General features: G+C 65.2%; 15 protein-coding genes and 1 pseudogene. 9 read left to right on the top strand and 7 right to left on the bottom strand.

Features of this window, described 5'->3' with window-relative positions:
* Positions 1–231: 231 nt before the first annotated feature.
* The 4 genes from R2B70_RS15825 to R2B70_RS15810 all read left to right on the top strand — a co-directional run bounded on the left by R2B70_RS15825 (position 232) and on the right by R2B70_RS15810 (position 8066).
* Entirely contained in the window at positions 232–435 is a 204-nt protein-coding gene (locus R2B70_RS15825; RefSeq protein ID WP_042078308.1) for a hypothetical protein, read from the top strand.
* 144 nt (positions 436–579) lie between these two features.
* Entirely contained in the window at positions 580–4848 is a 4269-nt protein-coding gene (locus R2B70_RS15820; RefSeq protein ID WP_318161953.1) for a transporter substrate-binding domain-containing protein, read from the top strand.
* Positions 4841–6052 (top strand): EAL domain-containing response regulator, encoded by a 1212-nt coding sequence (locus R2B70_RS15815; RefSeq protein ID WP_318161952.1) that lies wholly within the window; start codon positions 4841–4843, stop codon positions 6050–6052. The genes R2B70_RS15820 and R2B70_RS15815 overlap by 8 nt, the downstream gene beginning before the upstream one ends.
* Positions 6053–6089: 37 nt before the next feature.
* On the top strand, positions 6090–8066 hold the full coding sequence (locus R2B70_RS15810; protein WP_318161951.1) for a methyl-accepting chemotaxis protein: 1977 nt from the start codon (positions 6090–6092) through the stop codon (positions 8064–8066).
* Between the two features lie 151 nt (positions 8067–8217).
* Here the strand turns inward: R2B70_RS15810 and R2B70_RS15805 are convergent.
* From R2B70_RS15805 to metN, 5 genes and pseudogenes are all read right to left on the bottom strand, one after another.
* Positions 8218–8310: pseudogene (locus R2B70_RS15805) on the bottom strand (transcription/translation regulatory transformer protein RfaH); the annotation flags it as partial.
* Between the two features lie 244 nt (positions 8311–8554).
* The gene (gene rfaH / locus R2B70_RS15800) at positions 8555–9055 is read right to left on the bottom strand and encodes a transcription/translation regulatory transformer protein RfaH (RefSeq protein ID WP_202211660.1); all 501 of its coding nucleotides are present in this window, start codon (positions 9053–9055) and stop codon (positions 8555–8557) included.
* 97 nt (positions 9056–9152) lie between these two features.
* Entirely contained in the window at positions 9153–9953 is an 801-nt protein-coding gene (gene metQ / locus R2B70_RS15795; protein WP_318161950.1) for a methionine ABC transporter substrate-binding lipoprotein MetQ, read from the bottom strand.
* A 26-nt stretch (positions 9954–9979) separates the two neighbouring features.
* Positions 9980–10633, bottom strand: a complete 654-nt coding sequence (locus R2B70_RS15790; protein WP_318161949.1) for a methionine ABC transporter permease — start codon at positions 10631–10633, stop codon at positions 9980–9982.
* Positions 10634–10691: 58 nt separating this feature from the next.
* On the bottom strand, positions 10692–11735 hold the full coding sequence (gene metN / locus R2B70_RS15785) for a methionine ABC transporter ATP-binding protein MetN (RefSeq protein ID WP_042078318.1): 1044 nt from the start codon (positions 11733–11735) through the stop codon (positions 10692–10694).
* Positions 11736–12209: 474 nt separating this feature from the next.
* Between metN and R2B70_RS15780 the strand changes: the two genes are divergently transcribed.
* On the top strand, positions 12210–12665 hold the full coding sequence (locus R2B70_RS15780; RefSeq protein ID WP_209794630.1) for a hypothetical protein: 456 nt from the start codon (positions 12210–12212) through the stop codon (positions 12663–12665).
* A 51-nt stretch (positions 12666–12716) separates the two neighbouring features.
* On the opposite strand, the gene ppgK is transcribed toward R2B70_RS15780, so the two are convergent.
* Complete coding sequence (gene ppgK, locus R2B70_RS15775; protein WP_209794631.1) at positions 12717–13460, bottom strand: polyphosphate--glucose phosphotransferase; 744 nt, start codon at positions 13458–13460, stop codon at positions 12717–12719.
* 83 nt (positions 13461–13543) lie between these two features.
* Positions 13544–14698 carry a tRNA epoxyqueuosine(34) reductase QueG gene (gene queG / locus R2B70_RS15770; RefSeq protein WP_318161948.1) on the bottom strand — a complete coding sequence of 385 codons (1155 nt, stop codon included), beginning with the start codon at positions 14696–14698 and terminating at the stop codon, positions 13544–13546.
* A 99-nt stretch (positions 14699–14797) separates the two neighbouring features.
* Here queG and R2B70_RS15765 point away from each other — a divergent pair, with 99 nt between their 5' ends.
* The 4 genes from R2B70_RS15765 to mutL all read left to right on the top strand — a co-directional run bounded on the left by R2B70_RS15765 (position 14798) and on the right by mutL (position 20340).
* Positions 14798–16300 carry an NAD(P)H-hydrate dehydratase gene (locus tag R2B70_RS15765; protein ID WP_318161947.1) on the top strand — a complete coding sequence of 501 codons (1503 nt, stop codon included), beginning with the start codon at positions 14798–14800 and terminating at the stop codon, positions 16298–16300.
* A gap of 17 nt (positions 16301–16317) precedes the next feature.
* A complete protein-coding gene (gene tsaE / locus R2B70_RS15760; RefSeq protein ID WP_202211656.1) occupies positions 16318–16791 on the top strand; it encodes a tRNA (adenosine(37)-N6)-threonylcarbamoyltransferase complex ATPase subunit type 1 TsaE in 474 nt (157 codons plus the stop codon).
* A complete protein-coding gene (locus tag R2B70_RS15755; RefSeq protein ID WP_042078324.1) occupies positions 16782–18344 on the top strand; it encodes an N-acetylmuramoyl-L-alanine amidase in 1563 nt (520 codons plus the stop codon). Before tsaE ends, R2B70_RS15755 begins: the two co-directional genes overlap by 10 nt.
* Positions 18345–18453: 109 nt before the next feature.
* Positions 18454–20340: a DNA mismatch repair endonuclease MutL gene (gene mutL, locus R2B70_RS15750; RefSeq protein ID WP_318161946.1), complete on the top strand. Its 1887-nt coding sequence runs from the start codon at positions 18454–18456 to the stop codon at positions 20338–20340.
* Positions 20341–20431: the final 91 nt, after the last annotated feature.

The following is a 20431-nucleotide window of genomic DNA, read 5'->3' as shown; positions in this document are numbered from 1 at the left end:
GTGTTTTTTTACACTGTGGCAACTTGTTCAACTTTCACACGGTAAGGAGACGAATATGCAACATTCCATGTTCAACGTTGCGTTCGATCGCTGCTCTGGCAGCGCGAAGACTCGTGCTCTTTATTCGCCGCGTGGAGGGAACAGGTAACACCTGCTTTTCCATCACCCGCGGTTGTCCCGCAGGGTGATCACCTCTCTCCGGGGGAACCGCACGTTCAACTGGAGAATATCATGTCTATCGAACTCACCCTGCTGCGCCACGTCGAGACCCTGGTTCAAAAACGGATCACCCGGTTGGAGCGTCGCGTCAGCTATCTGCATCTCTCCCCGGCCCTGCTCAAAGACATCGGGCTGGAGGGGCAAAACGTGCAGATCGCCCACATCCGTGAGCGGGAGTTTCAAACCGGTTTCCGGCTCGGGAATCGAATAACCTGAGGGGAGGGGGCCCGGCCCCCGACCTCGCGGATGGCAGGCCTGGGCCTGCCATTTTTCTTTTCTGCCGTGAATGGCCTCAAATTATGTGTCGCACACAGGGCCAAACACTCTATGATCCCCCTCCAGTCTGTAAGGGAGCTGATTATGTTCTGCCGCTGCTGTCGCCTCATCCTGTTGTGCTGGTTGACCTGCTGGAGCCTGGTGGCGACGGCCCATTCGTCGCAGCTGGACGCAAGCGCCTTCACGCCGGCGGAGCAGGCCTGGCTCGCAACCCACCACGAGCTGGTGATCGGCATGCCGGCGACGGCCTGGCCCCCTTATGTCTATACCGATGGCCGTGGCAACTTCACCGGCCCCCTGAATGAGTTCGCCTCCCAGATTGCAGGCAGGTTGGGGCTGGGGGTGCGCTACCGGGCCTATGCCAACAATGCGGGGCTCCAGCAGGCCTTGATGGACGGCGAGGTCGACATGCTGATCGGCGTGGCGCCTAGCCCGACCCGCACACTGCGGATGCGGTTCACCTCCGAGCTGATGGCGCTGCCTCGCGCCATCCTGCTGACGGGAGGGCGGGAGAGCCTCTCCCTGGAGGAGGCCTACGGCGTGCGCTGGGTCTGCGTCTTCGGCGTCAGCGCCTGCGACGAGTTGCAGCGCCTCGGCATCTCGAATCTGGTCACGGTCGACAGTCGGGACGAGGCGGTCTTCCTGCTCAAGGAGGGAAAGGCGGACGCCTATCTGGCCGAGTTGCCCATGCTGAGCCGTCTGCAGGTCATGGCGGGCATGACGCTGGTCACGGTGGACTGGATGAGGGATACCTCCCTCGCCATGGCGGTCGCGCCGGAGGGAGACGTCCTGCAGGGATTGCTGGAGCGGGCCCTCGACGACATCTCTGCACTGGAGCGGCGCAGCATCCTGGAGGCGGGGGGCATCCTGGATTACGCCCTGGTCAAAGGAAACAGGGAGATCGTCTTCAGCCCGCAGGAGCAGGCGTGGTTGCAGGCGCACCCGGTGATCCGGTACGGGGTCGCCCCCAACTGGTCCGGCATGAGCGAGATCGACGAGCGGGGGCGTCTCAAGGGGTTTATTGCCGAGCTGCTGGCGATGATGAGTCAGCGTGCCGGGCTCCAGTTTACCCTGGTGCCGACCGAAAGCTGGACCCAGAGCCTGGCGCTGTTCCAGGCCCGCAAGCTGGATCTCATCCCGGCCATGACGCCGACCGCTGAGCGTCAGCAGTTTGCCCGCTTCACCCCCAATTATGCCTCCCTCAACCGGGTGGTTGTGGCCAGGAAGGGGATGGAAGAGTTGACCAGCCCCAAGGATTTGAAAGGGCACCCCGTGGGCATGGTGGGGGGCTCGGTGGAAAAAATGCTGCTGACCGAGGTGGGGGCCGTCTCCGTCCCGGTGGCCAGCGATCCCGAGCTGCTGCCGCTGCTGGATCGGCAACAGGTCGACTATGTGCTGATGGGGATGACCACCCTGGAGCAGTCGTTGAAGAAGGGATTCAGCGATCGCTATCAGGTGGTGTATTCCGGCAACGATCTGCGGGTGCCCGTCGCCATGGCGACCCAGCGGCAGGATCCCATGCTGCAGCAGATCCTGACCAAGGTGTTGCTCGCCATCCCTCCGGAGGAGCTGACCGCCCTGGAGAAGAAGTGGCTCTCCCTGACCATACAGACGGGGCTGGATCCGCAGAAGGTGCTGCTCTGGTCTTCCCTCGGTGGCGGACTCTTCCTGCTCAGCCTCCTGCTGTTCCTGGGGTGGAACCGGACGCTGCGCCGTCAGGTCAGCCAGCGACGGGAGGTGGAGCGGCGGCTCGAGGAGCAGCTTGCGTTCGTCCAGATGATGCTCGACGCCCTGCCAAACCTGGTGGTGCTGACCAACGAGCACTACGAGGTCGCGATGACGAACCGGGCATACCGGCAGATGTTCCTGGGCGGGGAAAACCTGATGGGCTCCTATGAGCGGCTGCTCAAGGATCGGCTGCCGGAGGCGATCCGGGCCCGGGTCGTGGAGGAAGATGCCAGGGTGTGGGAGAGCGGGGAGGAGTTTCATGGCCGTGGTGAGCTCCTGCGGGATGACGGCAGCCTGCACCAGATGATCTACACCAAGCGGCTGTTCGTGGGGCCGGACGGCAAGCGGCTCGGGATCCTGACCGTGCTGACCGATGTGACCGAGCTGGAGCAGGCGCGGTTCGCGGCCCAGGAGGCGCAGACCCGGCTCACCCAGATCACCGACAGCATGCCGGGGCTGGTCTACCAATACCACTGGTTGGGGCCGGGCAACGGGCGCTTCCTCTACACCTCGCAGGGGCTGAAGGAGATGGTGGGTTATGACATGGATCCCGTCGGGGAGAAGGTGACCGGGGCCGCCATCCTGGGGTTGACGGGGCAGGCCCATCAGGAGTTCGTGGCCACAGTGGAGCGCCATGCCAGGGCCATGGAGCCGCTGGATCTCGAGGTGGAGATCCAGCGCCAGGGACAATCGGGCTATCTGCAGATCCGGGGGCACTTCGTGCACCAGGAGGGGCTCGAAGGGGTGGTGCTGAACGGGGTGGTGCAGGACATCACCAAGTTGAAGCGCCAGGAGCTGGAGCTGCGCCAGGCCAGGCGGGTGGCGGAGGAGGCGACCCAGGCGCGCAGCCGCTTCCTCGCCACCATGAGCCATGAGCTGCGTACCCCCATCTCCGGCATGCACGGCATGCTGGAGCTGCTGCAGATGAGCGCCCTCGACGACGACCAGCGCTACATGCTGCGCAACATCTCGACCTCCACCAACCACCTGCTCTACCTGGTCAACGATATCCTGGACTTCTCCAAGATGGAGGCGGGGCAGTTGCAGCTGCATCCCCATCGCTGCCGGCTGACCTCGGTGATCTGCGACGTCATCCGGGGGCATGCCGCCCATGCCTATGGCAAGGGGCTCAATGTGACGCTGGCATGGGGGCGGGAGGTGCCGGATCAGGCCTGCATCGATGGGGTGCGGGTGGGGCAGGTTGTCTCCAACCTGCTGAGCAATGCGGTGAAGTTCACCGAGGCGGGAGGGGTGGCCATCCAGGTGGCCTACCAGGATCACAGGCTGACCCTGAGGGTGCGGGACACGGGGATCGGCATCGCGAGGGAGAAGCAGGACAACCTCTTCATCCCGTTCAGGCAGGTGGAGTCAGACATCAACCGGCGCTTCGGCGGGACCGGGCTCGGACTCGCCATCTGTCATCAGCTGACCCAGAAGATGGGGGGCAGCCTGACCCTGGAGAGCGAGCCCGGGGTGGGGACCACGGTGACTTTTGCCATTCCGCTGGTCGACTGCCAGTGGGACGCGCCGCCGCTGGCCGAGCAGGCGTGGTGGTGGTTCGGTGAGGACGAGGCGCTGCCGGCCATGATGGAGCGCTTCGGTGCCCGGCTGCACCGGCTGACGGCCAGCCAGTGGCAGCAGCCCCTCGAGGGCTACCTGCTGGCCCAGGAACGCACTCTGGAGCAGGCCCTGGGCAGCGACTGGCTGGCGCATTTGCAGCGCTCTTCGCTCAAGGGCATAGTACTCTCGCACCATGAGGCGCTGCGCGGACGCATGGGGAGCGACGCCTGGTGGCGACTCGGCCAGTCTCCCCTCTATCCCGACCTGCTGCTGGAGACCTGCCATCAGCTGTCGAGCCAACGGCCCAGCGAGGCGGCCAGGGTTCAGGGGGAGGCGCTCAGGGGGCGGGTGCTGGTGGCGGACGATCACCCCGTCAACCGGGCGCTGCTGACCCGCCAGCTCGCCATCCTGGGGCTCGAGTCCGAGGTGGTGGAGGACGGGGAGCAGGCGCTGCTCGCCTGGCAGGGGCAGGGGTTTGCCCTGCTGCTGACGGACTGCCACATGCCGGTGATGGATGGCTATGCATTGGCACGCTCCTTGCGAGAGTCTGGTGACCAGACGCCCATCATAGGCATCACCGCCGATACGTCGGAGGAGGCCAGCCAGCAGATGCGGGAGGCGGGCATGAACGATATGCTGTTCAAGCCCTACAGCCTGGATGCGTTGCGCCAGATCCTGGTGCGCTGGCTGCCGGCCCGGGAGCCCCGGCCAATGGCCTCCCGGCAAGCCAGGGTTCAGGTGCCGGGCATAAGCTGGTTGACCCTGTTCGGGGACGAGGAGGTGGCCCGCAGCATGGCTGCCGAATACCTGGAAGCCAATGAGCAGGACAGCGAGGACATGAGGCAGGCCCTGGCCAGGCAGGATAGCCAGGCGCTGGTGGAGACGGCCCATCGCATCAAGGGCGCCGCCCGCATGGTGGGGCAGCAGGCATTGGCAGAGGAGGCCGCCCGGCTGGAGGCGGCGGCCAGGTTGAAGCAGTGGGACAGACTCGACGAGCTGGCCCTGGCAGTACAGGCATTGATGAACGGGATCAGAGGTGAAACGGGGTTATGGCTAGATGAATAGTGCACGGCAAGAGTGGGTGATCATGGTGGTGGAAGATCACAACTTCCAGCGCAAGGCCCTGATGCACCAGATCCGCGGGCTTGGCTACCCCCACCTGCTGGAGGCCCAGGACGGGGAGGAGGCGCTGGCCCAGTGCCAGCATCACCAGGTGGACATCCTGTTCTGCGATCTGCGCATGCCCGGCATGGATGGCATGGCCCTGCTGCGTCGCCTCTCCCTCGGCGGGTTTCGCGGCGGCATAGTGCTGTGCAGCGCCCTGGAGGATGACGTGGTGGATGCGGTGCTGCGCATGAGCCGGGCCTATGGCCTGCAGGTGCTGGGGCGCATCGACAAGCCCGCCTCCGATCAGCAGATCGCGCAGATGATCGGCGCCTGGCGCCCCCAGCAGGTGCGCAGTCAGGAGGAAGACGGCTTCCAGCTCACCCTGGACGATCTGGGCCGCGCCCTGGAGCAGGATCAGCTGCTGCCCTGGTATCAGCCCAAGGTGAGCTTCGACAACGGGCGCTGGACCGGCATGGAGGCGCTCGCCCGCTGGCAGCACCCCCTCTACGGCCTCATCTCCCCGGCCCGTTTCATTCCGCTGGCGGAACACAACGGGCTCATCGACCCGCTCACCGAGGTGATCATCGGCAAGGCGCTGCGCGATGGTCACCTCTGGGAGCAGACCGGACTCTCGCTGAACCTGTCGATGAACCTCTCCACCACCTCGCTGATCGAGGGGGATCTGTGCAACACCCTGCTCAGCCACTGCCAGCGCTGGAGCATCAACCCCGAGCTCATCACCCTGGAGGTGACCGAGAGCGCCTTCGTCAAGGATCTCGGCAAGTCGCTGGAGGTGCTGACGCGCCTGCGCATGCACGGCTTTGGCCTCTCCATCGACGACTTCGGCACAGGCTACTCCTCCATGCAGCAGCTCGCCCTGCTGCCCTTCACCGAGTTGAAGCTGGACAGATCCTTCGTCGATCGCTGCTACGAGGATCCCTCCCGCCTTGCCATCATCGAATCCAGCATCGAGCTGGCGCGCAAGCTGGGGTTGAAATCGGTGGCCGAAGGGGTCGAGGACGAGGCCACCTGGCAACTGCTGGCGAGGCTCGGATGCGATCAGTGCCAGGGGTTCTTCTCCGCCCGTCCCATGCCCCGCGAGGAGCTGAGCGTCTGGCATGAGAGCTGGCTGGCACGGCTACCCACGCTGATCAGGCGCTAATTCAGGGCAGGATGCCCGCAGTCACACAAGGATGGCCATGAAACTATCAAGCAAGCTGTTGTTGAGCTTCTGTTTTATCAATCTGCTCATCATTCTCTCGTCGACCCTCGTCTACCATCAGCTCGGCCGGATTGAGGGCTCGCAGGATGCCTTGCTGGCCCAGGCCCTGCCCGCCCTGCAGCGGGACGAGGCGAGCCAGAAGGCGCTGATCGCCACCGTCTCCTCCCTGCGTGGCTACCTCATCCTCGGCAAGGACCCAGCCCAGTCGGCGCGCCTGAAACAGGAGTGGGAAGGGGCCTGGCGGCTCATCGAGCGGCAGTCGTTCACCCCGGATCTGACCCGCTCCCTGAGGGGCTTCAAGGAGGCGCAGGAGAAGGTCTGGGCCCTGGCCCATACCGAGGATAACCTGCCTGCCCACACCCTGATGCTGCTGGAGGCGGGCCCCCTGGCGGAGGCCGCCCTGGACCAGCTGCAATCCATTGCCAACGAAGAGGTGGTGACCCCGCAGGATCAGCTGCCGGGGGATCGCCGCCTGCTGCTCAAGCAGGTGGGGGATGCCTACAACGGCCTGGCCAATGCCCTCTCCGCCCTGCGGGACTTTCTCATCTCGGGGGAGAAGGCGTATCGCGACAAGTACCAGGACTACTACCAGTTCCATCTGCAGCGGGTGGCCGAGATCAAGCAGCAACAGGCCAGCTTCACCGAGGCGCAGAAGGGGCTGTGGACGCTGTTCGAGGAGATGTCCGCCCCCTTCGCCGAGCTGGTCGGCCAGGTGATCGAGAAGCGCCAGGCGCCGGACTGGGACAGGGCCAACCACCTGATGGCCACAGAGATAGAGCCCGCCCTGACCCGGCTCGCCGACCAGCTGGCGGCCCAGGTGACCCATACCCGGGGGGATGTGGACAAGATGGCCGGCGAGATGACCGCGGCCGGCCAGACCATTCATCGCACCCTGCTGCTGGCGACCACCAGCGTCATCCTGCTCGGCACCCTGGTGGCCCTGCTGTTCAGCCGGCGTCTGACCCGGGAGATTGCCAGCCTGGTGAACCGGGCCGGTCAGGTGGCCGATGGCCGCCTGCCGCTCGCCCCCCTGCCGGTGCTGCGCCAGGATGAACTGGGCGGCCTGACGGGCTCCATCAATCGGATGTCGGCCCAGTTGCGCGAGCTGGTGGGGGAGATCCAGGGGGCGGTCGGCCAGGTGGAGGGGGCTGGTCGCGAGGTCGGCCAGACCACCAACGCCATCGTGGACGACCTGGCGAGCCAGAGCCAGAGGCTGGATTCGGTGGCCGCCGCCATCGAGCAGATGTCGGTCAGCACCCGGGATGTGGCCGGCAACATTGCCGACGCCGCCGGGGCGGCCCGCCAGACCGAACAGCAGGCCAGGCAGGGTGAGCAGGTGCTGGGACGCATGGGGGACACCATGGCGCAGATCGCCGCCATGATCACCCAGGCGGATCAGGCGATGGAGAAACTCAGCAGCCAGAGCGAACAGGTGGGGCGCGTCACCGAGGTGATCGCCACCATCGCCGAGCAGACCAACCTGCTGGCCCTCAACGCCGCCATCGAGGCGGCGCGGGCCGGTGAACAGGGGCGCGGCTTTGCGGTGGTGGCCGATGAGGTGAGGCAGCTGGCGAGTCGTACCAGCGCATCGACCATGGAGATCAACCAGACCATCGCCAGCATCCAGCAGCAGACCCGGGAGACCGCCGATACCGTGGGCGACGGCACCCGGCTGGTGGCGCAGGGACGGGGGGCCCTGGCCTCGGTGACCGAGACCCTGGAGGCGATGACGGCGCTGGTGCAGGACCTCAGCGGCCGGCTCGCGGCCATCGCGGCGGCGACCGAGCAGCAGTCCAGGGTGGCACAGTCGGTCGCCGGCACGGTGGAAGAGATCGCCGGGCTCAGCCATCAGTCCAGAGAACACAGTCAGCAGGGGGAGCAGATCGCCGCCAGGTTGACGCGGGAGACGGGCAGGCTGACCTCGGCCATCAGCCGCTTCGCGCTGGATGCCTGACGCCGACCGGGCGGCAACAAAACGGGGCAGACCGGCGGGTCTGTCCCGTTTTTTTCAGCCCCAAGGCCGGCATGTCAGGTGGTCGATGCCGCCAGTGTTCTCCTGATTGAGCAGGGTGACCCGCGGGGAAGTTGATCACCGTGGGACGCGGTCACTCCAGACGGCGGAAGGTCTGGTTCTCGAAGCTGCTGCAGGTCTCCTGATTGAGCAGGGTGACCAGCAGGCGAAGGGGGCGCTTCTCGCCGCGAATCAGACGCTGCGCAGTCACTCCAGACGGCGGAAGGTCTGGTTCTCGACGCTGCTGCAGGTCTCCTGATTGAGTGGGTGACCAGCAGGCGAAGGGGGCGCTTCTCGCCGCGAATCAGACGCTGCGCAGTCACTCCAGACGGCGGAAGGTCTGGTTCTCGACGCTGCTGCAGGTCTCCTGATTGAGTGGGTGACCCGCAGGCGAAGGGGGCGCTTCTCGCCACGAATCAGACGCTGCGCGGTCACTCCAGACGGCGGAAGGTCTGGTTCTCAAAGCTGCTGCAGGTCTCCTGATTGAGCAGGGTGACCAGAAGGATGGCCCGTTTCTCCCCATCCGGCTCCAGATAGATGGCCTCGAAGCCGGCGAGGGGGCCGGATTCGATAAGCACCTTGTCTCCCTGGGTCGGCAAACGGGCATAGCTGGCGCGGGCCTCGTCGCTGTCGTCCCGGCTCATCAACTGGTAGATCAGCTGGCTGCTGACGGGGGTCCACTCCTTGCCGAAGTGGATGATGCGGCTGATGCCGCGGGTCGACTTCAGGGTGACCGGGGTCACCTCCTCCAGATCCACATAGATGAAGAGGTAGTTGGGAAACATGGGCTCCCGCACCGGCACCCGTTTGCCCCGTTTCAGTTTCTCGATCTCGACCATGGGGTAATAGGATTCGACGCCCTGGGCTGCCAGATGTGCGCGGGCGCGGGCCTCTTCCTTGGGCTTGCAGTAGGCCAGATACCATTTCTTCATTGTTGTTCTGTTTTTCGTGTTGCCGTGCTTCCGACTATGATAACGGGGGCAAAAAAAAAGGCCACGCTTGGCGTGGCCTTTTTTACAGAGTGAGTGATTACCAACCTTTCACCAGACCGCCCTTGAACAGCTCGGTTCCCTTCTTGTAGACCTCGTCGGTCTGGAAGGACTGGACGAACTCCTTGACCTTCTCGTCGTCCTTGTTGTTCTCGCGGGCGACGATCAGGTTGACGTAGGGGGACTCCTTGTCTTCGACAAACAGGCCGTTCTCGGTCGGGGTCAGCCCGATCTGACCGGCGAAGGTGTTGTTGATGATGGCCAGATCCACGTCTTCCAGGGAGCGCGGCAGCTGGGCGGCTTCCAGCTCGACGATCTTGAAGTTGCGCGGGTTGTCGACGATGTCCAGCACGGTGGCTTCCAGACCGGCGCCTTCCTTCAGCTTCAGCAGGCCCTGCTTCTCCAGCAGGATCAGGGAGCGACCCAGGTTGGTCGGATCGTTCGGCACCGCGATCTGGGCGCCGTCCTTGATCTCGGACAGCGCCTTGAGCTTCTTGGAATAACCGGCGATCGGGTAGACGAAGGTGTTGCCGACCGGCACCAGCTTGAAGCCGCGATCACGGATCTGGGCGTCCAGGTAAGGCTTGTGCTGGAAGGCGTTGACGTCGACGCTGCCGTCGTTCAGGGCCACGTTCGGGGTGACGTAGTCGGAGAAGGTGACCACTTCGACGGTCAGACCGTATTTCTCCTTGGCCACCTTGGCCGCGGTCTCCACCAGCTCGGTCTCGGGGCCGGCGATGGCGCCCACCTTCAGGGTCTTGTTCTCTTCCTTCTGGCCGCAGCCGACCAGTACCAGGGTTGCCAGCAGCGCGGCTGCCGCGGATTTAATGCCCAATTTCATAAAAACCTCCTGTCAGAAATCGACGATTAACGATGATCACATTGTTTGACCAGGCGCTCACCCGCGCTCTGGATGAGTTGAACCAGCACCACCAGAATGACCACGGTGACCAGCATGACGGTGGGATCGAAACGCTGATAGCCGTAGCGAATGCCCACATCCCCCAGACCTCCCCCCCCGATGGCGCCGGCCATGGCGGAGTAGTTCACCAGGGTGACGAGGGTGATGATGATGCTGTTGAGGATCCCCGGCAGGGCCTCGGGCAGCAGCACCTTGGCGATGATTTGCAGGGGCTTGGCCCCCATGGCCTTGGCCGCCTCCAGCAGGCCGTCCGGCACCTCCATCAGGGCCCCTTCCACCAGACGGGCGATGAAGGGGATGCAGCCGACGGTCAGCGGCACTATGGCGGCTATGGTGCCGATACTGGTGCCGACGATGAATCGGGTCAGCGGTATGATGGCCACCAGCAGGATGATGAAGGGCACGGAGCGTCCCACGTTGACGATGACGCCGAGGATCTTGTTCAGCAGCGGGTTGGCCAGGATCTGGCCCGCCTTGGTCACGTGCAGCGCCACGCCGAGCGGCAGGCCGAGCAGGCAGCCGAACAGGGCGGAGGCAAACACCATGATCAGGGTGTCGCCGAGGGCCGAGACCAGCAGATTGATCATTGCTTCGGACATGAGTCATTACCTCCAGCTGGATAGGATGGCTGAGTCGCCGAGGATGGGGCGCAGCAGATTAGTCATTGCTTCGGACATAGCCCATTACCTCCAGCTGAATGTGGTTGTCGATGAAGAACTGCTGGGACGCCTCGCACTGGGCCTCGTCCCCGAACAGCTCGGCCAGCAGGAAGCCGAACTTGACGCCGCCGGCGTATTCGATATCCGCACTCAGTATGCTGATGTCGATGTTGAAACGGCGGCTCACCTCGGAAATCAGCGGCGAATCGACGGTGGCACCGGTGAAACCCAGCTTGACCAATGGGTAGCTGCCGGGCACACGCTCCGCACTCATCCGCTCCTGATACTCCTGGGGTACTTCCAGGTGGATGGTGGAGTGGATGAAATCCCGAGCCAGCTGGGTCTTGGCGTTGCTGAAGAACCAGGCGACCTCGCCCTGCTCGATCAGACGGCCGTCGCTGATGATGGCCACTTCGTCACAGATCCCCTTCACCACGTCCATCTCGTGGGTGATGAGCAGTATGGTGAGCCCCAGCTTGACGTTGATCTCCTTGAGCAGGCTCAGGATGGAGCGGGTGGTCTGCGGGTCCAGGGCCGAAGTGGCCTCGTCGCACAGCAGTACCTTGGGGGCCGGCGCCAGGGCGCGGGCGATGGCGACGCGCTGCTTCTGGCCGCCGGAGAGCTCGGACGGATAAGCGTGGGCACGGGCTTCCAGCCCGACCAGGGCCAGCAGTTCGCTGACCCGGCTCTGGATCTGCGCCTTGCTCCAGCCCGCGAGCTCCAGGGGGAAGGCGATGTTGGCGGAGACGGTGCGGGAGGCCAGCAGGTTGAAGTGCTGGAAGATCATGCCGATCTGGCGGCGGGCCTGGGTCAGATCCCGCTCGCTCAGGGCGACCAGATCCTGGCCATCGACGATGACCTGGCCCTCGGTGGGGCGCTCCAGCAGGTTGACGCAACGAATGAGGGTGCTCTTGCCGGCACCGGAGGCGCCGATCACCCCGAAGATCTTGCCTTGCGGCACATGCAGGCTCACGTCACGCAGGGCGTGCACGGCATCACTGCCTTTACCGTAGACTTTGTTGAGACCGATCAACTTAATCATGGATTCTTCCGTGCTAACAGCCTTAAAGCACAGGGCGCTACAGGCGGGTAAATTGGGCAGAGGTTTCACTGGGTAGCTCTGTCATCATGGAGGATGATGCTAAGATGTCCGGATGGCTGTGTCAACGCATGTTTTTACGTCTAGACGTCTAAAAAATGGATAAGGATTTCCGTCCACCGACTATGGCGGCGAGGGGGGCTCGGGAGTCTCAAGATTAGATTCTGACTTGATGATTCATGACCGAATATAACCTGGAAAATTAACCACAACTTGTCTATTCGATGCTTTTCTCAGAGCCCGCCTGTGATAGACCGGCCCCTCGCCCCCCCGGCGCCGCCTCTCGCCCACTGCGCATCCCGCGGCTTTTTTTCTTCACCATCCCCTTGATGCAGAACAATAAATGACCATTTTTCGATCGGGACCAGGCGCCACCTCCTTATACTGGCAGAAGGTGGATGCCAGGAGGAGGGAGAGATGCGATTTCAACAGATCAAGGATCTGATGCTCTATCTCGAGCAGCTTCATCATCAGCAGGGGCTCAGCTACGGGCGCCAGATCCCCAGGGTGGACGGGGAGCGCAGCCGGATGCTGCTGGCCTATCTGCAGGGACGGGAAGACGCGGCGGCGGCTCATCTGCACGACTATCGCGAGCAGATGGGGAAGGCGGTCAAGGAGACCTGGCTGGATCAGGGATTCGGCGAGGATCTGCTGGTGGAGTGCGAGCGCCTGGCGCTGGCGGCCGGCACTCAGCCGGAGGAGATAGTGGCCCTGGTGTCGCAGCAGGAGGAGAGGCTCATCGCCGAGCTGGAGCGCCTTGCCCGGGAGTGCCCCACGCCTGACACGGGGGCACTGCTGAAGGCCCTGGCCTCGATGGCGCGATCCCGGTTGACCCGGCTGGTGCACGGGGCTCATCGGCTCGACGACATCTGAACCAAGGGACCCGACAGGGGCCGGATCTGTCGGGGGCATGACGGGGAGGGATCAGCCCTTCTGCCGGGCGGCGCCGTAGAGGGCGGCTCCTATGATGCCGGCCTGGTTGAGGTTTGCCGCCGCGACCAGCGGGGCCCGGGTCTCTATTCGGTCGATGAACTTGTCGAGCTTGGCGGCGCTGCCGCCTCCCAGGATGAAGAGGTCGGGGGAGAAGAGGAATTCCAGGCGGGCCAGGTACTTGTTGAAGCGCTTGCCCCAGCGGCTCCAGGAGAGATCCTCGCGCTTGCGCACGGCGTCGGAGCAGTAGTGCTCGGCCACCATGCCTTCCAGGATGAGGTGGCCCAGCTCGGTGTTGGGCAGCAGCTGGCCGTTGACGAATACCGCGGTGCCGATGCCGGTGCCCACCGTGATGAGGATGATCACCCCCTGGCGATCCCGCCCGGTGCCAAAGCGCATCTCGGCGAGGCCCGCCGCATCGGCATCATTCAGTACATAGCAAGGCAGGCCGGTCACGTCGGCGAACAGGTGGGCGGCATCGGTCTCGATCCAGCTCTTGTCGATGTTGGAGGCGTTCTTGGCGATGCCGTTGTGGATGGTGGCGGGAAAGCCGCATCCCACCGGGCCCTTCCACTGGAAATGCTCGACCAGCGCCTTGAGGGTGTGCGCCACGGCGGCCGGGGTGGCCGGTTGCGGCGTGGCGATGCGGTGGCGCTCGCCAATCAGCTCCCCGGTCTCGGTGTCGACCAGGCAGCCCTTGATCCCGGATCCGCCAATATCTACTCCCAACATCTGCATCCGAATCTTCCTTTTATTGTGCCGATGGTCAATGGTCGGCAGAGCATGAAAAAATGCCTGCGATCCGGCAAGGGCCAGATCGCCTATGCGTGATCCGGCAGACCTTTTTCGATGCAGCGGATCAGCAGGCGGGTCTTCTTGTGGTCTTCCTGCTGGCGGTTGGCCAGGGTCGCCAGCGCCCACTCGATATGTTCGGCCACCATAGGCTCGGCCTCGCCGAGCGCCTGCTGCAGGGCTTCGATGACCTGCGGGCTGGCGGGACCGTTGCCAAGAGCCACCGCCAGGTTGCGGCGCCAGCGCCGGTAGCCGATGCGGCGGATCGGGCTGCCCTCGGTGTGCTTGAGAAAATCGCTCTCGCTCCAGCCCCACAGATCAAGCAGGGGCGGGCGGTGCAGAGTGGGGCGCGGGCTGAAGTCGGGCTCTGGGCTCGCATCCACATAGCGGTTCCAGGGGCAGATGAGCTGGCAGTCGTCGCAGCCATAGATGCGGTTGCCCATCAGCGGCCTGAACTCCTCGGGGATGGGGCCGTCGTTCTCTATGGTGAGATAGGAGATGCAGCGACGGCCGTCCACCACATAGGGGGCGATGATGGCACCGGTCGGGCATATGTTGATGCAGGCCACGCACTTGCCGCACTGCTCCTTCTCCACCGGGGCGTCCAGGCGCAGCGGCAGGCCGACCAGCAGCTCCCCCAGGAAGAAGAAGGAGCCCGCCGACTCGTTGAGCAGCAGCGAGTGCTTGCCCACCCAGCCGAGCCCCGCCTTGGCCGCCAGCGGGCGCTCCAGGATGGGAGCGGAATCGACGAAGGGACGCCACTCGCCCAGGGTCTCCTGTGAACCTTGCAACAGCGCCTCGCAGCGCCGCTCGATGCGCTCCCCCAGCTGCTTGAGCCGGTTGCGCAGCACCTTGTGGTAGTCGCGGCCGAGGGCGTAGCGGCTGATATAGCCGAGCGTGGGGTCGCGCAGGGTTGCGGCGAAGCCCGCCTCGAACGGGAGGTAATTCATCCGCACCGACAGCACCCGCAGGGTGCCCGGCAGCAGCTCGTGGGGGCGGGCCCGCATCATGCCGTGGCGCGCCATGTAGTCCATGGTGCCGTGGTGGCCGGCGTCCAGCCAGGCCTGCAGTCTGGGCTCCTCCAGGGCGAGATCCGTGTCTGTGATGCCGACCTGGTCAAATCCTAGCTCCCGTGCCCAGAGCTTGATATCGTGGGTCAGCTGTGCGAGTTCGGCGGCCGTCATGCTGCGTTGCCCCTCTGCCGACAGGGCTGTGGCAGGCGCAGGGTGGCAATATGGCGTGCCAGTTGCCGGGTCATGGGATGATGAAGCTTGGGGGCCGTCATGGTACAGGTGTTCGAGGACGCTATCCGCAGGAAAGAGGGCGACAGTCTAGCACAACCCCTGTGGCGGGCCGAACAGATCCGCCGCCTGGAGCGGCGCTGGGCCGAGCGCGAGGGGCTGCCCCTCTATGTGCTGATGGAGCGGGCGGGGGCCGCCCTGTGCAACTATGCCCGTCATCATTGGCCCGAGAGCAGCCGCTGGTGGATCTTCGTCGGCCCGGGCAACAACGGCGGGGATGGCTATGTGCTGGCCCGCCTCGCCAGGCGCCTCGGCCTCGAGCCCCTGGTGATCGCCGCCCGGGCCCCCGGCCTGCTCAAGGGGGACGCCAGGCGGGCCGCCGAGGAGTGGCTGGCCTCGGGAGGCAGCTTGATGATGGCCGATGAGCTGGCACACTCGGCACTGCCGTTGCCGGAGTTGGTGATAGACGCGCTGCTCGGCACCGGTGTCCAGTTCTCCCTCTCCCCTTCCATGGCAAAGATCGTCGCAACCATGAACGGCCTGGGGGTTCCCGTGCTGGCGGTGGATCTGCCCTCCGGGCTCAATGCCGATACAGGTCGCGCCATGGGCGCCCTGGTGCACGCCACCCGCACCCTCACCTTCATCGGCATCAAGCAGGGTATGCTCACCGCGGAGGGGGTGGACGGGGTCGGCCACCTCGACTGGGATCCCCTGGGGGTGGGGCCCGAGGATGGTGTCATCCCCGCCGCCGAGCGGATCGATTATCCCCGCCTCAAGGGACTCTTGGTCCCGCGTGCGCGCTCGGCCCACAAGGGACGCTGCGGCCGGGTGCTGCTGACGGGCGGCAACCTGGGGATGCAGGGAGCCATCTTGCTGGCGGGTCAGGCCTGCCTGCGGGCGGGGGCGGGCCTGGTGCGCCTGTGCCAGCATCCGGACGCCCCCCCTGCCAGCCTGGTACAGCCCGAGCTGATGGGGTGCCCGGCCGGCATGGACGAGGCCTGGGCCTCGGTGCATGTGCTGGGGCCCGGACTCGGTCAGGATGAGTGGGCCCGGGCCCGGTTCGAGCACCGCCTCGCGGCCCCGGAGCCACTGGTATTGGACGCCGATGGATTGAATTGGCTGGCGCAGGCCCCCCGTCATCGGGATAATTGGGTGCTTACCCCCCACCCCGGGGAGGCCGCCCGCCTGCTGGGCTGCACCATCGACGAGGTCGAGGCGGATCGTTTCGCCGCCGTTTCGCGGCTGCAGCGGCGCTACGGTGGCGTGGTGCTGCTCAAGGGGGCCGGGTCGCTCATCTGCGATGGCCCGACCATCGCCCTCTGCGACGAGGGCAATCCGGGCATGGCCAGCGGCGGCATGGGCGACCTCTTGTCTGGTATAATCGCCGCCCTCCTGGCCCAGGGCTGGCCTGCGGGGATGGCCGCCCGACTCGGGGCCGTGATCCACGGCGAGGCGGCCGACCTGGCTGCGGCCGAGGGGGAGAGGGGCATGCTGGCATCGGATCTGCTGCCCTGGATCCGCCGTCTGGTCAATCCGACACAGTAACAAGTTAAAAGAAGAACATGGCAAAAACGTTGATGATGACACTGCCGGACGAGGCAGCAACAGTGGCCCTGGGCGGCCGGCTGGCGCAGGCGTGCCAGCAGGCGACCACGGTCTTTCTGCACGGCGCCCTCGGGGCCGGCAAAACCACCCTGACCCGAGGCTGGGTGCAGGGGCTCGGCCATCAAGGCAAGGTCAAGAGTCCGACCTATACCCTGGTGGAGCCCTATGAACTGGCCAGGTGGCAGGTCTATCACTTCGATCTCTATCGACTGGCCGACCCGGAAGAGCTGGAGTTCATGGGGATTCGCGACTACTTCGGTGCCGATACCCTCTGTCTGGTGGAGTGGCCGGAGAAAGGGGAGGGCTGGCTGCCCGCCCCGGATCTCGAGATCACCCTGACCTATGTTAACGAGCAGCGCGAGGCCCAGATCGTGGCCCGCACTGCTATCGGCGAAGCCATTCTGGAACGGTTGTCATCTCAGTGCGCTTGATCCTCGTCTTTGTTCTCTCCTTGATGGCCTTACCCACCTGGGCGAATCAGCTCAAGAGTGTGCGGGTGTGGCCGTCGCCGGACAACACCCGGGTGGTGCTCGACATGAGCAGTGCCCCCAATTTCAACTACTTCACCCTGACCGGCCCGAGCCGCCTGGTGATCGACCTGAAGGGCGCCAGCAATGCCGCCAACCTGGCCCGCATCGAGAACAAGAGCGAGCTGGTGCGCAAGATCCGCGAGAGCACGCCCCTTGAACAAGGCAGCCTGCGCCTGGTGCTGGATCTCAGCTCTTCCATCAAGCCAGTGGTCTTCCCGCTGGCGCCGGCCGGTCCCTATGGCCACCGGCTGGTGATCGATCTGCCCTACGAAGAGAAGGGCAGCGCCACGGCACAACCCGCGCCCGTCGGGGGACAGGGCAAGGCCATCGTCATCGCCATCGATCCCGGCCACGGCGGGGAAGACCCGGGCTCCATCGGCCCGCGCCGCACCTACGAGAAGCGGGTGACCCTGTCGGTGTCGCAGAAGCTGGCGGCCCTCATCGATCGCGAGCCCGGCATGCGTGCCGTGCTGACCCGGCGCGGCGACTACTTCGTCGACCTGAACAAGCGCTCCGAGATCGCCCGCAAGGCCAAGGCGGATCTGCTGGTGTCGGTGCACGCCGACAGCTTCCACAACTCGACGCCGCGCGGCGCGTCCGTGTGGGTGCTGTCGACCAACCGTGCCAACCGCGAGATGGGCAGCTGGCTCGAGAAGCAGGAGAAGCAGGGGGAACTGCTCGGCGGCGTCGGCAAGGTATTGGCCGAATCCGATCCCAACCCCTATCTGGCACAGACCTTCCTGGATCTCTCCATGGACAAGTCCAGGGCCGAAGGTTATGAGGTGAGCCGCCAGATCCTGCGCTCCATGGGCAGGGTGGCCCGGTTGCACAAGAAGGCGCCGGAGCACGCCAGTCTGGCGGTGCTGAAGGCGCCGGACATTCCCTCGGTGCTGGTGGAGACGGGCTTCATCTCCAACCACGCGGAAGAGAAGCTGCTGGCCACCGCCAGCTATCAGGATCAGCTGGCCCGCGCCATCTTCGAGGGGATCCGCGCCTATTACCGCAGCCATCCGACCAAGGGCCCCATGCTGACCGGCAAGGGACAACAGGTGGCCAGCAAGCAGGCGACGAGTCGTCCTGCCCCCGCGAGCAGGCCCGTGGCCGCCAGCAAACCGGCGACACAACCGGTGCAGCAGGTGGTGACCAACCGGATGCCGGCGACCGAGCCGTATCGCGTCGGCGACGGCGGTGCCCCGGTCAGCAGCGTCGGCAGCGCCTCCGGCGCCGGGGTGATCAAGCCCTACAAGGTGGCGGCGAAGGAGCCGAGCGCCCCGGTCAGCAGCGTGCAGAGCAACGACAAGTCCAGGATGATCCGCCACGTGGTCACCCGCGGCCAGAGCCTCTCCCGCCTCGCCGAGAAGCACGGGGTGAGCCAGGCGCGGCTGGTGGAGATCAACAAGCTCAAGTCACGGGAAATCCAGATAGGGCAGGTGCTCTACATCCCGCAGGACTAGTGCCGGATGAACGCCGCGCCCGTCCCTCTGCCGGTGGCAAGGACGGATGCGGCGAATGTTCATGGTGTCAAGCCCATCCCCTCACACCCTCAACCTTCAGGAGTACGCGATGCCAATCCGTATATTGCCGCCGATTCTGGCCAACCAGATTGCTGCCGGTGAGGTGGTGGAGCGGCCCTCCTCCGTGGTGAAGGAGCTGGTGGAGAACAGCCTGGATGCGGGGGCCGACCGGGTCGAGATCGACATCGACAAGGGGGGCGCCAAGCTCATCCGCATCCGTGACAACGGCTGTGGCGTCGCCAGGGATGAGCTGGTGCTGGCGCTGTCGCGCCACGCCACCTCCAAGGTCGCCACCCTGGACGATCTGGAAGGGATCAACAGCCTGGGGTTTCGCGGCGAGGCGCTCGCCTCCATCAGCTCGGTGGCTCGCCTCACCTTTACCTCCCGCACGGCGGAGCAGGCCGAAGCCTGGCAGGCCCAGGCGGAAGGGCGCGAGATGAGCGTCACCGTCAAGCCGGCGGCCCACCCGGTGGGCACCACTGTGGAGGTGGTGGACCTCTTCTTCAACACCCCGGCGCGGCGCAAGTTCATGCGCAGCGAAAAGACCGAGTTTGCCCACATCGACGAGCTGGTGCGGCGCATCGCGCTCTCCCGTTTCGACGTCACCCTGATCCTGCGCCACAACGGCAAGGTGGTGCGCCAGTACAAGGCCGCGAACACGGTGGCGGAGCAGGAGCGCCGGCTCGCCGCCGTCTGCGGCTCTCCCTTCATGCACCACGCCCTGGCGGTGTCGAGCGAACATAGCGACGTGCGGCTCTGGGGCTGGCTGGCCACGCCCGCCGGCGCCAGGCCGCAAAACGATCTGCAATACACCTATGTCAACGGCCGCATGATGCGCGACAAGCTCATCAACCACGCCATCCGGCAGGCCTATGACGAATTGCTGCCGACCGACCGGTTCGCGGCCTATGTGCTCTACATCGAGCTGGATCCCCGTCAGGTGGACGTGAACGTCCACCCCGCCAAGCACGAGGTGCGCTTCCATCAGGCGCGCCTCATCCATGACTTCATCTTCCAGGCGCTCTTTACCGCCCTGCGCCGTGAAGGGGTTGGCGCGGCCACCGAGGAGCCGCTGGCCGAAACCCTGGTCGAGCTGCCTGGCAGCCCGGAGGTCACTTATCCCGGTCAGGCGCCGCGCACCGAGTGGTATGGCGCCGAGCACAGTTACCGGCCCCCCGCCCAGACGAGGGACGAGGGCGCCGTGCGGGAAGGCGGTGGCGGCAGAGGCGGAAACTACCAGCCCCCCGAGCCCCCGAGTCGGGCGGCGATGCGGGGCATGGGGGCCCTGCTCACCACCCTGCCGGAGGTGGCGACGCCGGAACCCCTGTCCGGAACCGAGAGCCCCGCTATGTCTCCCGTGGCCGCACGCTCTGGGGAGTGGCGCGCCCTGACCCTAGTGGAACAGGCCTATCTGCTGCTGGAGCGCAGCGGCCAGCTGGCGCTGCTCTCCCTGGTACGGGCGGAGCGCCTGCTGCTGCGCCACTGGTTGCTGGACGCCTGGGGCCAGGGGCTGGCAGCCCAGCCTCTGCTGCTGCCGGTCTCCTTCAAGCTGCCGAAACACCTCGTCGCCCTGGTGGAGGCGCGGGAGCGCCTGCTCAAACGCATGGGGCTGGAGTTGAAAAGCGGCGGACGCGACACCATGATCCTGACTCGGGTGCCCGCCCTGCTGCGCCAGACCGATCTGGTGCGCCTCTTACCCGAATTGCTGCAATTGATCGAGAGCGGATCTGACAGTGATGCCGGCGAGCAGGCTGGGGTACTATGCCAATGGCTGGTGGAGCAAGGCATAAGTGCCGATAAAATATACGATTTTGCCACCGCCAACCGGCTGCTGACGGAACTTGTTGCCGATTTCAGTGACCAACTGGCAGACGTGCGCCTGGTGCGCCCGCTGTCGCTGGCGAGCGTGCTGGCCGCCTTTACCGAAGGCGATTGAGGATTAGCCCGCCGTCGCTTGCATTTATTGACCAGTTTTTTGCCGGTGCGCCTTCGATGGGGCGACCGTGCCAGGGGAGTGTTTCACGTGG

The organism is Aeromonas sp. XH (assembly GCF_033348475.1).
Lineage (GTDB): Bacteria > Pseudomonadota > Gammaproteobacteria > Enterobacterales > Aeromonadaceae > Aeromonas > Aeromonas sanarellii.
Note: the sequence above shows the minus strand (reverse complement) of the source record. Positions and strands in the feature narration are given on the sequence as shown.

Excerpts from the sequence above, each read along its gene's own strand:
- metN (WP_042078318.1), bottom strand. The coding sequence starts at position 11,735 with ATGATTAAGTTGATCGGTCTCAACAAAGTCTACGGTAAAGGCAGTGAT.
- R2B70_RS15780 (WP_209794630.1), top strand. The coding sequence starts at position 12,210 with ATGCGATTTCAACAGATCAAGGATCTGATGCTCTATCTCGAGCAGCTT.
- tsaE (WP_202211656.1), top strand. The coding sequence starts at position 16,318 with ATGGCAAAAACGTTGATGATGACACTGCCGGACGAGGCAGCAACAGTG.
- ppgK (WP_209794631.1), bottom strand. The coding sequence starts at position 13,460 with ATGCAGATGTTGGGAGTAGATATTGGCGGATCCGGGATCAAGGGCTGC.
- R2B70_RS15790 (WP_318161949.1), bottom strand. The coding sequence starts at position 10,633 with ATGTCCGAAGCAATGATCAATCTGCTGGTCTCGGCCCTCGGCGACACC.
- metQ (WP_318161950.1), bottom strand. The coding sequence starts at position 9,953 with ATGAAATTGGGCATTAAATCCGCGGCAGCCGCGCTGCTGGCAACCCTG.
- R2B70_RS15825 (WP_042078308.1), top strand. The coding sequence starts at position 232 with ATGTCTATCGAACTCACCCTGCTGCGCCACGTCGAGACCCTGGTTCAA.
- rfaH (WP_202211660.1), bottom strand. The coding sequence starts at position 9,055 with ATGAAGAAATGGTATCTGGCCTACTGCAAGCCCAAGGAAGAGGCCCGC.
- R2B70_RS15815 (WP_318161952.1), top strand. The coding sequence starts at position 4,841 with ATGAATAGTGCACGGCAAGAGTGGGTGATCATGGTGGTGGAAGATCAC.
- R2B70_RS15810 (WP_318161951.1), top strand. The coding sequence starts at position 6,090 with ATGAAACTATCAAGCAAGCTGTTGTTGAGCTTCTGTTTTATCAATCTG.
- queG (WP_318161948.1), bottom strand. The coding sequence starts at position 14,698 with ATGACGGCCGCCGAACTCGCACAGCTGACCCACGATATCAAGCTCTGG.
- mutL (WP_318161946.1), top strand. The coding sequence starts at position 18,454 with ATGCCAATCCGTATATTGCCGCCGATTCTGGCCAACCAGATTGCTGCC.
- R2B70_RS15765 (WP_318161947.1), top strand. The coding sequence starts at position 14,798 with ATGGTACAGGTGTTCGAGGACGCTATCCGCAGGAAAGAGGGCGACAGT.
- R2B70_RS15820 (WP_318161953.1), top strand. The coding sequence starts at position 580 with ATGTTCTGCCGCTGCTGTCGCCTCATCCTGTTGTGCTGGTTGACCTGC.